Below are 15,060 nucleotides of genomic sequence, written 5' to 3'. Positions count from 1 at the left end.
CAGGCCCCTGCCGCGCACAGGTCCGGCATCATGACAGAACTGCGCCTAACGGCAAGCAAAAGATGTTTCTAATTATGTCTCGCTGCTGTCATCCGACTGTGCATCGGCACCTGGGGCGGCATCCGCCGCATCGGCGCCTTCAACAACATCCGCGCCTTCAGCATCGGACTCCATCACACGTTGCAGCCCGGACAGCTTGTTGCCCTCACCCACCGAGATGAGCGTGACGCCCTGCGTGGCGCGACCCATTTCGCGGATCTCGTCCACACGCGTACGGATCAGCACGCCGCCCGTCGTGATCAGCATGATTTCGTCTTCCGGTGCCACCAGCGCCGCGGCCACCACCTTGCCGTTACGCTCGGAGGTCTGGATGGCGATCATGCCCTTCGTACCGCGACCATGTCGGGTGTACTCGGAGATCGGCGTGCGCTTGCCGTAGCCATTTTCGGTAGCGGTCAGCACACTACCGGCCACCGACTGGGCACCTTCGCCTTCGGTTTCTGCCGGTGCGACCAGCATGGCGATCACTTGCTGGTTCTCTTCCAGGTTCATGCCACGAACACCGCGTGCCTGGCGGCCCATCGGGCGCACGTCGTTCTCATCGAAGCGCACCGCTTTGCCCGCGTCCGAGAACAGCATCACGTCGTGCTGACCATCGGTAATGTCCGCGCCAATCAGGAAATCGCCTTCGTCCAGATCCACCGCGATGATGCCGGCCTTGCGCGGGTTCGAGAATTCCGTCAGGGCAGTCTTTTTGACGGTCCCCTTGGAGGTCGCCATAAACACGAAGTGCTGCTCGTCGAACTGCTTCACCGGCAGGATCACGTTGATCTTCTCGCCCGGCGACAGGGGGAACATATTCACGATGGGGCGGCCGCGCGAGTTGCGGCTGCCCTGCGGCACTTCCCACACCTTCAGCCAATACAGACGGCCGCGGTTGGAGAAACAGAGGATGTAGTCGTGGGTGTTGGCGACAAACAGCGTGTCGATCCAGTCGTCTTCCTTCGTCGCAGCCGCCTGCTTGCCGCGCCCGCCACGCTTTTGCGCGCGGTACTCGGAAATCGGCTGACTCTTCATATAGCCGCTGTGGGACAGCGTCACCACAAGATCCTGCGGCGTAATGAGGTCTTCTGTATCCAACTCCGTCGCATTGTGCTCAATCTGCGAACGACGCTCGTCGCCGAATTCAGCGCGGATCGCGGTGAGTTCCTCGACGATGATGGCGGTGATACGTTCGGGCCGCGCGAGAATGTCCAGCAGATCGGCGATCTGCGCCATCACTTCCCGGTATTCCTGGACGATTTTGTCCTGCTCCAGCCCGGTGAGGCGTTGCAGGCGCATCTGCAGAATTTCTTGCGCTTGCGTGTCCGACAGCTTGTAGAGGCCGTCGGCTTGCATACCAAACGCGGGCAGCAGACCTTCCGGGCGATACGCTGCGCCGCCGCCCGAAGTTTCGCTCTCGGCGCGAACGAGCATGTCGCGCACGAGGCCCGAATCCCAGCTGCGGCTCATCAACTCGGCCTTTGCGACCGGCGGGGTCGGGGCAGCCTTGATGATGGCGATGAACTCGTCGATGTTGGCGAGCGCCACAGCCAGACCTTCGAGGATGTGGCCACGCTCGCGCGCCTTGCGCAGATCAAATACGGTGCGACGCGTCACCACCTCGCGGCGGTGCAGCAGGAAGCACTCCAGCATCTGGCGCAGGTTCAGCAGGCGCGGCTGGCCGTCGACCAGCGCGACCATGTTCATGCCGAACGTATCCTGCAGCTGCGTATTCTTATAGAGGTTGTTGAGCACAACCTCCGGCACCTCGCCGCGCTTGAGTTCGATCACGACGCGCATGCCCGACTTGTCCGACTCGTCGCGAATGTCCGAGATGCCTTCGATCCGCTTTTCGGTGACCAGCTCGGCGATACGCTCGAGCAGCGTGCGCTTGTTAACTTGATACGGCAGCTCGTCGACGATGATCGCCTGACGCTGACCGCGGTCGATATCTTCGAAGTGTGTCTTGGCGCGCATCACCACGCGGCCGCGGCCGGTGCGATAGCCCTCGCGGACACCCGAAATGCCGTAGATGATGCCCGCCGTCGGGAAGTCCGGCGCCGGGATCAGTTCGATCAGCTCGTCGACCGTCGCTTCCGGGTTGCGCAGCAAGTGCAAGCAGCCATCGACGACTTCGTTCAGGTTGTGCGGCGGAATGTTCGTCGCCATCCCCACCGCAATCCCGGACGAACCGTTGATCAGCAAATTGGGAATGCGCGCCGGCAAAACGGACGGTTCAGTCTCGGAACCGTCGTAGTTCGGCTCGAAATTGACCGTCTCCTTGTCGAGGTCGGCCAGCAGTTCGTGGGCAATCTTCGACAGGCGGATTTCGGTGTAACGCATCGCCGCGGCGTTGTCGCCGTCGACCGAGCCGAAGTTCCCCTGGCCGTCGACCAGCATGTAGCGCAGGGAAAAGTTCTGCGCCATCCGCACGATGGTGTCGTATACAGCAGTGTCGCCGTGGGGGTGATACTTACCGATCACATCCCCGACGATACGAGCAGACTTCTTATAGGGGCGATTCCAGTCGTTGTTCAGCTCGTGCATCGAGTACAAGGCACGGCGATGCACCGGCTTGAGACCATCCCGCACATCTGGAAGCGCGCGGCCCACGATCACGCTCATAGCGTAAGCGAGGTACGAGCTGCGCATTTCTTCTTCGAGCGATACCGGGAGTGTCTCTTTGGCGAATTGATCCATTGGGCGAACGGTGGGAGGTCCCTAGTGAGCGTAGTGATGCGCACTACAGGACGCTGCGGTTGCGCGAATAACAGAACATTTTACCATGCCGCAAGCCCCCGCCCCTCCAGCGCGCGAGCGACGCATCGTCAACCCCGGGCACGTTCCCTGCGACGGACGCCAAAACCGGCGAGCCAATCCCCATAAGGGTTTGCGAGCCATTTCCTGCCTTGTTGCGTACACACCACAAGGCCATGGCGCCCCGTTCGAATCGCTTATATTTGCTTTTTAGGAGTGCGTGCTTGTGGCACAATCCCCCAGCGAAGAGGCAGACATTGTTCGAAGTGGAGCCTTCACCACACCGAGAATGTTATACTCCGAAGAATGTATGACTTGTTTTCGTCCCATCTGCTCGCAGTCTTCTGCGGTGATCTCATCCTGAGAGGAGAAATATGAAAAAATTTGCCAAGCTCGCGTTCGCTGCAGCTGCGGTAGCCATGGCTGCGTCCGCTTACGCTCAGTCGGTGCCCTACGAAAAGAAGGCCGTCAACGACAACTGGGGTAACGGCACGAGCGAGTGGGTCTGGAAGAACGGCACGAACGAACTGTGCTGGCGCAATGGCTTCTGGACGCCGGCAACCGCCAACGCTCAGTGCGACGGCGCTCTGGCTCCGGCTGCTGCTCCGACGGCTACCCCGGCTGCTCCGGCTGCTCCGGTTGTGTCGAGCGAGAAGGTTACGTTCGCTGCTGACACCCTGTTCGATTTCGACAAGGCTGTGCTGAAGCCGGAAGGCAAGGCCAAGCTGGACGACCTGGTCTCGAAGCTGAAGGGCATCAACCTGGAAGTCGTGATCGCCGTTGGCCACACCGACTCGTTCGGCTCGGACAAGTACAACGACCGCCTGTCGGTCCGTCGTGCTGAAGCCGTCAAGGGCTACCTGGTCAGCAAGGGCATCGAAGCCAACCGTGTCTACACGGAAGGCAAGGGCAAGCGCCAGCTGAAGGTTGATCCGAAGTCGTGCAAGGGTTCGCGCAAGGCACAAATCGCCTGCCAGCAACCGAACCGCCGCGTGGACGTCGAAGTGGTCGGCACCCGCAAGGCTCAGTAATTCGGTTCACACCGGGAAAAAGCCCAGCGAAAGCTGGGCTTTTTTTCGTCTATACATCAGGCGGGTGTCCCTTCAGAGGGCCGCCGGAAACTGGCAAACAAAAAAGCGATGGCGCATTTGGGGCGCCATCGCTTTTTCTGTTTGGGGCAATCCGCTGGCCCTTTTTATGACGCTCGTCTTATTGGTAAGAAGGTGTCGCCTGGTCGTTAGCCACCATGGCGCGATCGCCAACGCGCAGGTTGTTCGGGTTTCGCTGCGTGACGGTCGCGACGCGGCCATCATCGAGGCGCACGGTGATACGGTAGACGGTTTGACCACCGGCTCCGGCACGCTGCTCAACTTGATTGCCTGCATAGGCACCCAATGCTGCCCCGCCAATGGTTGCAACGGTGTTGCCCGTACCGCCACCCACTTGGTGGCCCAGAATGCCGCCGGCCACGCCACCGATGATGGTGCCCAAAATGCCCGGGCTATTTGCGGGGGCCTGCATCGGTTGGATCGATTCGACGCGGCCATAAAGCGCGCCCGTTTGCTGCGGCTGCCCACCATAAGCGGGTTGCTGACCATAGGCAGGCTGCTGACCATACCCGCCGTTGTAGCCACCGCCGTAACCCGGCGCCGCGCAGCCCGCGAGTACCGTGAGGCCCGCAACACCCAGCCCCATCAGAATCTGTTTGGATTTCATTGATCTCTCCTTTGAGCGAAGGTGACAGTTTGAGGAATTGCATGCGCGTTTGTTCACGTCTGTTTCAATGTGAAACCTTTTCGCGGACGCTGTGATTTGGTCGGGGCCACGGTTTTTGGTACATTTCCTCACCTAGCCGATACGCCCTGGCGCAGCGCAACATGACGACCACACACGCGAACGCCGATGCCGGCGAACTCGAAAAATTCAGCGAACTCGCTCACCGCTGGTGGGACCCGAACAGCGAGTTCAAACCTCTGCACGAAATCAACCCTCTGCGCCTTGACTGGATTCAGTCCATCGCGCCGCTGGCCGGCAAGCGCGTGGTCGACGTCGGCTGCGGCGGCGGCATCCTTTCAGAGAGCATGGCGCGTGCCGGGGCCAACGTCAAAGGCATCGATCTGTCGCGCAAAGCATTGCGTGTCGCCGACCTGCACGGTCTCGAGGCCGGTGTTACCGTCGATTACGAGGAGATCGCCGCAGAAGCGCTGGCCGCGCGGGAGCCAGCCAGTTTCGATGTCGTCACTTGCATGGAGATGCTCGAACATGTGCCCGATCCGGCCTCTGTTGTGCGTGCATGCGCGACGCTGGTAAAGCCGGGCGGATACGTGTTTTTCTCGACCATCCACCGGAACGCCAAGGCGTATCTCCTGGCCGTCATCGGCGCGGAATACGTACTGAACATGCTGCCGCGTGGTACGCATGATTACGCCAAGTTCATCCGTCCTTCAGAGCTGAGCTCGTTCGTCCGTGGCGCCGGACTCCAGGCGCAGGAGATGCGCGGGCTGGAATACAACCCGATCAGCGGCCGCTACGCCCTCACGCGTGACACCAGCGTCAACTACCTGATGGCGACACGCCGTCCGGCCCAAGCATGACGATGAGCCGGTTTCCCGATCCACTGGGCGCGGTGCTGTTCGATCTGGATGGCACGCTTGCGGATACGGCGCCCGATCTGGCCGCCGCGGCCAACAAGGTGCGCACCGACCGGGGCCTCGAGCCGGTGGACTATGAAGCGCTGCGCCCCGTTGCCTCGCATGGCGCCCGAGGGCTCATCGGCGTGGCCTTCGGCGTTGGGCCGGGGGATGCCGAATTCGAATCGCTACGGCTAGCGTTTCTCGCCAACTACGAGGCGGAAATCTGCGTGCGAACGCAACTGTTTCCGGGCATGGCTGAGGTGCTGGTCGAACTCGGCCGCGCGGGCATTCCTTGGGGCATCGTCACCAACAAGTCGGGCCGCCTGACGGTGCCGCTGGTTGCACAGTTGGCGTTTCCGGTACCGCCGGCCTGCGTCGTTGCGGGCGACACCACCCCGCACGCAAAACCCCACCCTGCCCCGCTGCTGCATGCAGCCGAATCCATCGGCGTCGACGCACGGCAGATCGTCTACGTGGGCGATGACCTGCGTGACATTGAAGCCGGCCGCGCTGCCGGCATGCCTACCATTGCGGCCAGTTACGGCTATTGTGGTAATGGGCCGTCGCCAGTGGAATGGCGCGCCGATGCGCTGATCGCCAACGCAGCTGAACTGATTCCGCTGCTGCTGGAATCGCAACGCGCTTGATCCCGATGCCCAGGTAAATGCCTGGGCGCCACACCTTTCAGGACCGCTGCCTCCCACAGGGACGTGGCGGTTGACCGACTGACGAAGTAGGCCACGCCGTGACCGGACCGACACCAGCATGAGCACCTCCCCCGATTCGCACCCCGATCTGCAATCGAATACCAACGGCTGGCGCGCACGGCTTGATCGCATACGCGGTACGGCAGGCTGGCAACGCGTGGCGCAGGTCGGTACGTCGCGACGGAGCAAGCGCATTGGGATCGGCGTGCTGATCTTCCTGGTGGTGTTCGGGCTGCTGGGCGCCTTCGGCGGCCCGCCGTTGCTGCGCCACCTGGCGCAAACGCAGCTCAGCAAACTGCTGGAACGGCCGGTTTCGGTCGGCAAGGTCAGCATCAACCCATACACGCTGCGGCTTGACGTCGACCAGCTCCACATTGCCGAGCGTGACGGCAAAACGCCGTTCGTCGATGTCGGCCATCTGCATGTCAACGCGTCGTGGAGCTCCCTCTTCCGCCGCGCCCCCGTCATCGAAGAACTCAGCATCGACGCGCCCCACGTGCGTATCGCCCGCACCGCCGAGCAACGCTTCAATTTCTCTGACATCGTCGACAGGCTAAGCCGGCCGGACAACCCGCCCAAACCAAAGTCCAACGAGCCAGCGCGCTTCGTCTTCGCCAATCTGCAGTTGACCAACGGCGCGATCGATTTTGCTGACCAGCCGCTGGGCACACAGCACAAGGTCGAAGGCTTGCAGATCGGCGTGCCTTTCCTGGCGAGCCTACCGGCCGACGTGGACATCTTCGTGCAGCCGCTGCTGGCCGCGCGCATCGACGGTGCGCCGCTGCATTTCGCCGGCAAGACCAAGCCGTTTGCCGATTCTCTCGAATCGAACCTCAACGTCAAGATCGACGGCCTGGATCTGCCCCGCTACCTCGGCTATGTGCCCGGTCCGTTGCCGGTGGCCGTGCCGCAGGGCAAGCTGACGACGGACCTGACGATCGAGTTCCAGAAGCCCAAGAGCGGCGCGCCGGTGCTGCGCGTGCATGGCACAGCCGGCCTCGACAACCTGGAAGTGATCGACACCAGAAAAGCGCCGCTGGTGGCCGCCAAACAGGTGCGCGCAACGCTCGCCGACGTGCGCCCGCTCGACAACGTATTCCACCTCGATGGGCTCTCGCTCGACGGCGTGCGCGTCGATGCCGCGCGTGGTGCCGATGGAGCAATCAATTTCGCGCAGCTCGGTGGCAAGCCCACACCTGCAGAGGCAAAGCCTGCCAAGGCCGAGCCCGCACCGACCACCAAGCCAAAACCGTTGGATGTGGTGGTCAGCAAGCTGCAACTGGCGAACAGCACCGTCCATTGGCATGACGCAACCACGCAGCCGGCTGCCGACCTGACGCTGGAAGACCTTCGCGGCGACATTGGCGTGCGCACGTTGGGCGGCCCGACCACGCTCGATGTGGGCGCCAAGCTGGCGCAAGGCGGCACGCTCAACGTCAAGGGCAACACGTCGCTGGAGAAGAACACCGGCGAGCTGCAGCTGACGCTGGAAGGCGTGAAGCTGGCTGGCATCGGCCCGTATCTGCGCCAGGCCGGGGCGCCGCAGTTGCAGAACGGCGCGTTGTCGGCCGACGGCAAGGTGACGCTCGACTTCGGGCCCGAAAAATTCAACGTGCGTGCCGAGCCGCTGACCGCAAGCCTGGCCGATCTGTCGCTGGCGCCCGCCTCGGGCAAGGACACCGCGTTGCGCGCCAAGCTGCTGCACGCGGATGTAAAGAGCTTCGACCTGAGCGCCCGCACCCTCGCACTGAACGAAGTGCGCGCCGACGGCCTGCAGATCGACGCATTGCGCAAGAAGGACGGCACGACCACGTTGACGCTGCTCGATGGGCCGCCCCCCGCGGCAGGCAAGCCGACGGCGCCTGCCAAGTCCGGCGCAAAATCGAACGCCCCAGCCGAAAAGCCGTGGGCAGTGACCGTGCAGACACTGAAGCTGGACAACAGCGCCGTCGGCTTTGAAGACCAATCGAACTCGCGCCCCGTCAAGGTGCGTGTCGAGCCGCTGAATGTGGTCGTGCAAAACGCGTCGACCGATCTCGGCAAACCCGTCAACGTGCAGATTGGCGCGGGGCTGGGTACGAAGGGCAAGCTCGATGTGCGCGGCGAGGTGGTACCGCAGCCGCTGAAGGCCGACCTGCGCGTGAACTCGCAGAACCTGTCGCTGGCGGGTTTCGACCCGTATCTGGACAAGTCGTTGAACGCGGCGATTACGAGTGCGCTGCTATCGATGGACGGGCGCCTCGTCCTCAACCAGGGCAAGGCGCTGACCGTGAACTACCAGGGCAACGCGACGCTTGGCAACGTGCGCCTGCAAGACCGTGTGAGTTCGGATGATTTCCTGCGCTGGCGCTCACTCGCGCTCAACCGCATCCAGGCCAACTACGACGGCACCACGCCGCGTGTGCGCGTGGGTGCTGTGGCGCTGTCGACGTTCTACGCGCGGGTCATCATCAACCCGAATGGGCGTCTGAACCTGCAGGATATCCGCGTGCAGCCGACCGAAGAGCGGCGCTCGCTGACCCAAAGCGAGCCTGCATCGGCGGCGGCTTCCGCCCCGGCAGCTGCGCCCGTGGTGCCTTCGGCCCCGGCTGCGGCCCCTGCATCGGCTGTTACCGTCACAGCCACCGGCCCAACGCCCAAGGCCGGCGGCGCCGACCTGCGCGTTGATGCCATCACGCTGCAAGACGGCAACATTCGCTTCACCGACAACTTCGTCAAGCCAAACTACACCGCCAACTTGACCGCCATCGGAGGCTCGATCGGCACCATCAGCACGGCCGCCAACCAGACACCCGCAGATGTGACGCTGCGGGGCAGTGTCGACGGCACGGCACCGGTGGACATCCACGGCAAGGTGAATCCGCTCGCCCCCACTGCCTTCGTGGACCTGACGGCCAAGGCCGACGGCGTGGAGTTGACCAACCTCACGCCCTACTCCGCCAAATACGCGGGCTACCCGATCACCAAGGGCAAGCTGACGATGGATCTGCACTACCTGCTCGACCAGGGCAAGTTGACCGCTGACAACCACATCTTCATCGACCAACTCACCTTTGGCGATCGCGTAGAGAGCAAGGATGCCACCAATCTGCCAGTGCGGCTGGCGGTGGCACTGCTGAAAAATTCGCGCGGCGAGATCGATGTGCGCGTGCCCGTGTCCGGCTCGCTGGATGACCCGCAGTTCAGCATCGGCGGCGTCATCCTGCGTGCGTTCGTCAACCTGATCGCACGCGCTGTGACGGCGCCCTTCTCGCTGCTGGCTAGTGCGTTTGGCGGCAGCGGCGGTGAGGAACTCGGCTATATCGAGTTCGATCCGGGCACGTCGAACATCAGCCAGGCATCGGTTGCCAAGCTGGACAAACTTGCCACGGCGCTCAAGGACCGCCCGGCGCTGAAGGTCGACATCGTCGGTCGCGTCGATCCAGAATTTGACCGCGACGGCCTGCGCCGGGAAGCCGTGAGCCGCCAGATTCGCGAACAGAAGCTCAAGGACGCCGGCGATGCTGCCGAGGCAGATACCACCGTCAAGCCGGAGGAGGAGGCCAAGTACCTTGAACGCGCCTACCAAGCCGCCAAGTTCCCGAAACCCCGCAACGTGATCGGGCTTGCCAAATCGTTGCCGCCGGACGAGATGCGAAAGCTGATGGAAACCAATGTGCAGGTGACGGATGCTGACCTACGGGAACTCGCTCAACGCCGCGCCAACGCCGTTCATGTGGCGCTGGCCGAACGTGTGGAGCCCGGACGTCTCTTCGTGGTGGCGCCCAAGCTCAATGCCGAGGGCATCAAGGACAAAGGTAAGACGACACGGGTTGATTTCGCGCTGAAGTGACCCATCTGTGGGATAATTCTCTTCTTCTCTGGGGCCGACCTGGTTTCGACGTGGGTTGCGAAGCAGTGAGGGCATACCGAGGACCCGTCACCTCGTTAATCAATGGGAATGCAATAACTGCTAACGACGAACGTTACGCACTGGCAGCCTAAGGGCCGCCGTCCTCGCACTGGCTCGCTGACGGGCTAGGGTCGAAAGACTAGCGAGGTCATTTACGTCAGATAAGCTTTAGGTGAGTCACGGGCCTAGAGACGAAAACTTAGTGAATCGCCGTCGTAGAGCGTGTTCGTCCGCGATGCGGCGGTTAAATCAAATGACAGAACTAAGTATGTAGAACTCTCTGTGGAGGGCTTGCGGACGCGGGTTCGATTCCCGCCGGCTCCACCAAATGCAAAACCCCAACCGTTCTCGGTTGGGGTTTTTTCTTTTCGGCACACGCGCCTGCGGGACCTGCCCCGCGGAAGGATCGACCTAGCCGCTTCGGCTCACTGCAAGACATGCATGGCAGACGAGCCAGTCGAGCCGCCTCACGCCGCGCCAGTCATAGCTCATCGCAAAAACGACAGACGTATTCGCAGTGCCCATCCTTGCCTTGCCTTAATTGCGGCACTTTATGTCGAGGCCGGCAGCGGTGGCAACTGAAGATCGTCAAGACCGATGACGTTACGCCCGCCCGACCTCATCGGCAGCGCAGCGTCTGCCTCTGGTAGTTCCGTCCGGGTTCAGCCTGGCGCAACGCATATGGCGCCTGACACTGGTTGTCTTTCCACTTCACCGACAAGGTGCCCTGTTCCTGATTGAGCAGCACAAATGCATTCCCGTTCGGATCTGCGATGCCGAGGTGCCTGCCGGTTTGTGCGTCTTCCACGCTCGCGCCAAAAGGCACCGGCGTCCCATTCGCCTGCTGGAGTGCGAACTGGGCGCGCTGGCCGCTGTAACCCTTGAAGGTCGCCTGCACGATCGCGCCGCGGCGCGGCACCACCTGCTTGACGGTGTCCTCCAGTTCCACATCCGCACCCAGGTTATGCGTCTCGGGGCTCAGCGCATTCAGGCGATACGGCTGCGCATAGGTGATCACTGCGTACCCGTTGCGGCCGACCGACGTACCAGCATCGGTCTTCACGTCCACGCCCTTAAGCCCTTCCACCTTCATCAGCGCGAAGGTATCTCCCACGGTGCGGCTCAAGTTGACGCCGCCGCGATGGACCACAACAGAGCCCGTGGCGCCAACGCTAGTCGATTGGTAGTCGCGTGCAACGTTCACGTTGGCGTTGAGCTGCCCCATGTCGGTGTCACGGGTGATGCTTGCGCCGCCCGTGGCGCCGCGTCCAGTGCCGGTGTAACCGGCCTGCATGGCATACGAGGTTTTCTCGTTGACAAAGCCGCTCAGACCGCTCTGGACGTTGGTGCCGCCGTTGTTACTGTTACTGATATTGGTATACGCACGGCCCGACCGCAGCTTGCCACCCAGCGGAATCGACATCGTCAGCATGATTTGCTTGCTGTTGCCGTTTCCGCTAAACCGGGTGTCCTTCGTCTGGCTCAGGCTGAGGTTGTAGCTCAACTGTTTCCAGTTGTTGCCATAACCCACACTAAGACTGCGGCTCGACCCGGGCTGGTTCCAGTAGGTCTGCTGGCTGACGTTCAAGTAAACGCTGCCGTATCGGCGGTCCACGCCACCCAGGTCCTGGCTGGTCGTCAGGTCAATACGTGAGCGACTGCGCCCGGACTGAAAGCCGAGGCCGTTGACCCAACCATTGCTTGCGGTGCTGCTGAGATCGTTGACGTGATCGTTGAAGGTGCGGTAACCGGACGTCGAATATCGATAGGCAGCAAGCGTGAAGTTAGTGTTAGTGCTGGTAAATGTCTTGGCGTACAGAACCCGCACACTCTGCCCGGTGTCCCGCTTACCGCGCACCCGGCTGGTGGATTGGGTCACATCGACGGAAAGCGCGCCAATGGGTGTGTTGGTGCCGACACCCACGTTCACTGCCTGGAAGTCCTTTGATACCTGCAAGCCCCCAGCTACCGTACTGTTATCAGTCAGTCCATAGACGAGCGAACCGCTGACAAGATTGGGCGACGGGCCCTGCTCGCCATCGTATTTACCGGCGGCAAAGTTGTACTTGAGCCGCCCTTTGCGCAGCATCAACGGCAGGCTTGAAAACGCCTGGTGCGTGACGCGCCTGCTGCCGTCGGCTTCGATCACGGTGATCTCAAGATCGCCGTTGGAACCGGACGGGAAAATATCGGTGAGTTGGAATGGGCCAGGCGGGACATTGGCCCGATAGAGAACATAGCCACTCTGACGTACCTCGATCACCGCATTGGTAGCGGCTTGTCCGCGCACCACCGGCGCGTAACCACGCTCGCTGTCGGGCAGCATGGCATCGTCGGCGCCGACTTGCACCCCGCGAAACCGCACGCTGTCGAACAACGTTGAATCGGAGTACTGCTCGCCGAGACTCAATTGGCCCTTGATGGCATCGACGTCGCGCTGCACCAGCGTGCGGTTGCTCTTGAAGCGGGTCTGGCCGCTGTTGCTTCCACTGACCGTGGACTCGTTTCTCAGTCGCCAACGGCCAATGTTCACGCCGTTCTGCAGGCCAATGAAATAGCTGCTGCTGTCGCTACCAATGCGAGTGTGGCCGTAGTTGCCGCTGAACTGGTAATTGACGTAGCCAGCTGTTACACCTTCGTCCCACAGAGCAGGGTCCACGTAGCCACGTGCTGCACGCGAGAGAAATGCCTGCGGAATGCTCAGATTCAGCTGCAGTCGGCCGGCGTCGAAATCGACTGAGGCCTGATCCATCACGTGTGGCAGATCAAGGCACGCCTGGCTATTGATGTCCAGCGGCGGGGTAACGCTGCTCAGATTGACGCCGAAGTCGTGCAGCATCTTGGCTGTCAGGCATGGGCGGAGCTGGGTTTTGTCACTGTCCTGATAAAAGTCGATATCACGGCGGCCCACCAGATTACCGTTGACTTCCACCTCGACCCGATAGGTGCCAGGCGGCACGCTGCTGCCGGAACTGAGCACGGCGCTCAGGTCCGCCGGGCGCCCTTGGCCATGCAAAAAGCTCGTGTTGTACGCGAGCAGCATTGAATCAGCCTGCGCAACGACCGTCTCCCCTTCGGAGGCCCGCGCGCTGTTCATCATCGCAAGACACACGGCCAGGTAGAGCGGCGTTGCGCTCGGGCGTGCAGCAGCCGCTTTTCCATTGGTCCTTCTGGAGACCGATTTGGTCGTCTGGCGGGTAGACATCGCAATGCTCGCTTCTGGCTTGGTGAATCGGGGGGGGGGGCTGTCACATAGGCAAGCTCCGCTACGGTTGGCGCGGGCTTATCCAGCCCGGGCGGGCTGGCGCAATCGAACCGGCTGGCAGCCGGCTCGATCAGTTGCCGGTGGAAACCGGCGTGCTCGGCTGACTGCCGTGCAAGGTGACGCGGTAGCTTTGGCGGCCGCCGTAGTCATTGATGACGTCGTAGCGCAGCTCCGGCACGGCGGTACTGGCCGGCAATTTCACCGGCAACGCCACCGTGGCGCCGGGGGCAACCATCTTCGCGTCGATGACTGGTTCTTCTGCGCTGCCGCTGTGTACCTTTGCATCGACCACGGTCACGTGGTAGAGACTCGGGTTGCTCAAACGCAGCATCGCCTTGCTGCCATCCTGGTTGAGCTGCCATTGCAGGCTGGCCGGAGCCTTCTGGGGGTCCGCGTTCAAACCAGCCGGCCGATAGAACACCTTGATGCGCTGGCGGACAGCCAGTTGCAATACGTTGTCGTTGTGGGCTGTCTGCGGAACCTCTTGTACATTCAACCAGAAGGCCGACTCACGATCTGCCGGCATACCCACGCCTTCGTACAGCACCCGCAGCATCTGCTGCTGCTTTGCTGCCAACTTGGCCAGCGGCGGAGTGATGGCAAACGGCAGTTGACCGTGCGCGCCTTCATCAAGCGGATCAAGCCACGCCTGGATCAATGCATCGCCACCATCGTTATTGACGACCACGGAGGTTTCCTTGTTCTTGCCGTCAAAGATCAGCCGCGTGGTGCTGAGGGAAATGCTGGCGTGACTCGCGGACGCAGCCAACGCGCACGCCAACGCCGCGCCAACGGCGCATCGTTTTGCTCTCATATCCGGAATAGCCTGTGAAGAAATAGACGGCAGCGGCGTAATGACCGCTGCCGATTGAAGCCAGCCGTGTTGGCTGGCGCTTGTCTTACGCTTACTCGTAGGTGAGCGTGAACGGCAGGCTGGCGTTTGCAACACCCGGCTTGATCTTCGTCGGGTCTGCAGCCACATAGGCTGCGGCGAAGCGCACGTTGACTGCGCCGCCGGTCGACGGCACCGTGGTCTGCGCCAGCAGATCGCCATTGCTCAGGTCGAACGCGTTTGCGCCGGCGCCCGTACCTTCGTACACGGCAATGCTCACGCCTTGTGCGAAGCCTGCGGCGGTGTTGCCGTTGTTCACGCGCAGCGTCTTCTTGTCTGCGCTCAGCTCAGCCGTCTTGCCGGCGAACTTCATGCTGACCTTGGCGCCCGTCTTGCAGACCACGTCAATGTTGGCCGAGCCAGCGCCGTTGGCGAGGTTCTTCGGTGCAGTCAGCGTACCGATGTCATCGGCAGCAATGGTGCCCATGTCGACGTTGATGGTGCCTGCATCGCCTGCGAGCGAGGACACCTTGCAGGTGTCGCTCAGGATCGTGCCTTGGAAATTGATGACGCCATCCACCGACGTAGGCGTCGTTTGGGCCATTGCGGCGGCCGACAGCGTAGACATGGCGACGCCAGCCAGGAACAGTTTTGCTTTCATTGACTTACCCTTAGATTGAATCCGCGGCACGAACGTGCGGGATCTGGTCGAGAACAAATGCCTATCGAAGAAGGCAGGCGCAAGTATTCCAAGCGTGGCGGTCGCGCCATATCAGACTGTTCTGAAAAAGCGGGCGAGATTCGCGTTTTTGCTCGCACGTCGACGCTTTTGGCCATTCAGGCGCGACGCCTTTCACGTTGCGGAAGGTGGGGCTCGCTAGGCGGGCTGTCGAACGCGGAAATCGGAGCAGCACAAGGCTCCGTGCCGCCTC

Annotated in this window: 9 protein-coding genes and 1 other RNA gene; 5 read left to right on the top strand and 5 right to left on the bottom strand. The window is 62.0% G+C overall.

Annotated features, from left to right (window positions below):
* Window positions 1-72: 72 nt before the first annotated feature.
* Entirely contained in the window at window positions 73-2,742 is a 2,670-nt protein-coding gene (gene gyrA, locus R2669_RS21215; protein WP_316901939.1) for a DNA gyrase subunit A, read from the bottom strand.
* A gap of 431 nt (window positions 2,743-3,173) precedes the next feature.
* Between gyrA and ompA the strand changes: the two genes are divergently transcribed.
* Entirely contained in the window at window positions 3,174-3,830 is a 657-nt protein-coding gene (ompA, locus tag R2669_RS21210) for an outer membrane protein OmpA (RefSeq protein ID WP_147218106.1), read from the top strand.
* Window positions 3,831-4,008: 178 nt separating this feature from the next.
* On the opposite strand, the gene R2669_RS21205 is transcribed toward ompA, so the two are convergent.
* Window positions 4,009-4,515, bottom strand: a complete 507-nt coding sequence (locus tag R2669_RS21205) for an outer membrane lipoprotein (protein ID WP_147218109.1) — start codon at window positions 4,513-4,515, stop codon at window positions 4,009-4,011.
* A 161-nt stretch (window positions 4,516-4,676) separates the two neighbouring features.
* Between R2669_RS21205 and ubiG the strand changes: the two genes are divergently transcribed.
* The 4 genes from ubiG to ssrA all read left to right on the top strand — a co-directional run bounded on the left by ubiG (window position 4,677) and on the right by ssrA (window position 10,358).
* A complete protein-coding gene (gene ubiG / locus R2669_RS21200) occupies window positions 4,677-5,393 on the top strand; it encodes a bifunctional 2-polyprenyl-6-hydroxyphenol methylase/3-demethylubiquinol 3-O-methyltransferase UbiG (protein WP_316888179.1) in 717 nt (238 codons plus the stop codon).
* Entirely contained in the window at window positions 5,390-6,079 is a 690-nt protein-coding gene (locus tag R2669_RS21195) for an HAD-IA family hydrolase (protein ID WP_316888180.1), read from the top strand. Before ubiG ends, R2669_RS21195 begins: the two co-directional genes overlap by 4 nt.
* A gap of 118 nt (window positions 6,080-6,197) precedes the next feature.
* On the top strand, window positions 6,198-9,971 hold the full coding sequence (locus tag R2669_RS21190) for a DUF748 domain-containing protein (protein WP_316901938.1): 3,774 nt from the start codon (window positions 6,198-6,200) through the stop codon (window positions 9,969-9,971).
* Between the two features lie 30 nt (window positions 9,972-10,001).
* Window positions 10,002-10,358: a transfer-messenger RNA gene (gene ssrA, locus R2669_RS21185) on the top strand.
* Between the two features lie 292 nt (window positions 10,359-10,650).
* Here ssrA and R2669_RS21180 read toward each other — a convergent pair.
* The 3 genes from R2669_RS21180 to R2669_RS21170 all read right to left on the bottom strand — a co-directional run bounded on the left by R2669_RS21180 (window position 10,651) and on the right by R2669_RS21170 (window position 14,789).
* The gene (locus R2669_RS21180; protein ID WP_316888182.1) at window positions 10,651-13,236 is read right to left on the bottom strand and encodes a fimbria/pilus outer membrane usher protein; all 2,586 of its coding nucleotides are present in this window, start codon (window positions 13,234-13,236) and stop codon (window positions 10,651-10,653) included.
* A 130-nt stretch (window positions 13,237-13,366) separates the two neighbouring features.
* Window positions 13,367-14,278, bottom strand: coding sequence for a fimbrial biogenesis chaperone (locus tag R2669_RS21175; protein ID WP_316888183.1), 912 nt, complete (start codon window positions 14,276-14,278; stop codon window positions 13,367-13,369).
* Window positions 14,202-14,789, bottom strand: a complete 588-nt coding sequence (locus R2669_RS21170; protein WP_232042276.1) for a fimbrial protein — start codon at window positions 14,787-14,789, stop codon at window positions 14,202-14,204. Before R2669_RS21170 ends, R2669_RS21175 begins: the two co-directional genes overlap by 77 nt.
* Window positions 14,790-15,060 lie beyond the last annotated feature (271 nt).

Origin of the sequence: Ralstonia edaphi, from assembly GCF_958350185.1 — a bacterium.
GTDB lineage: Bacteria > Pseudomonadota > Gammaproteobacteria > Burkholderiales > Burkholderiaceae > Ralstonia > Ralstonia edaphi.
Note: the sequence above shows the minus strand (reverse complement) of the source record. Positions and strands in the feature narration are given on the sequence as shown.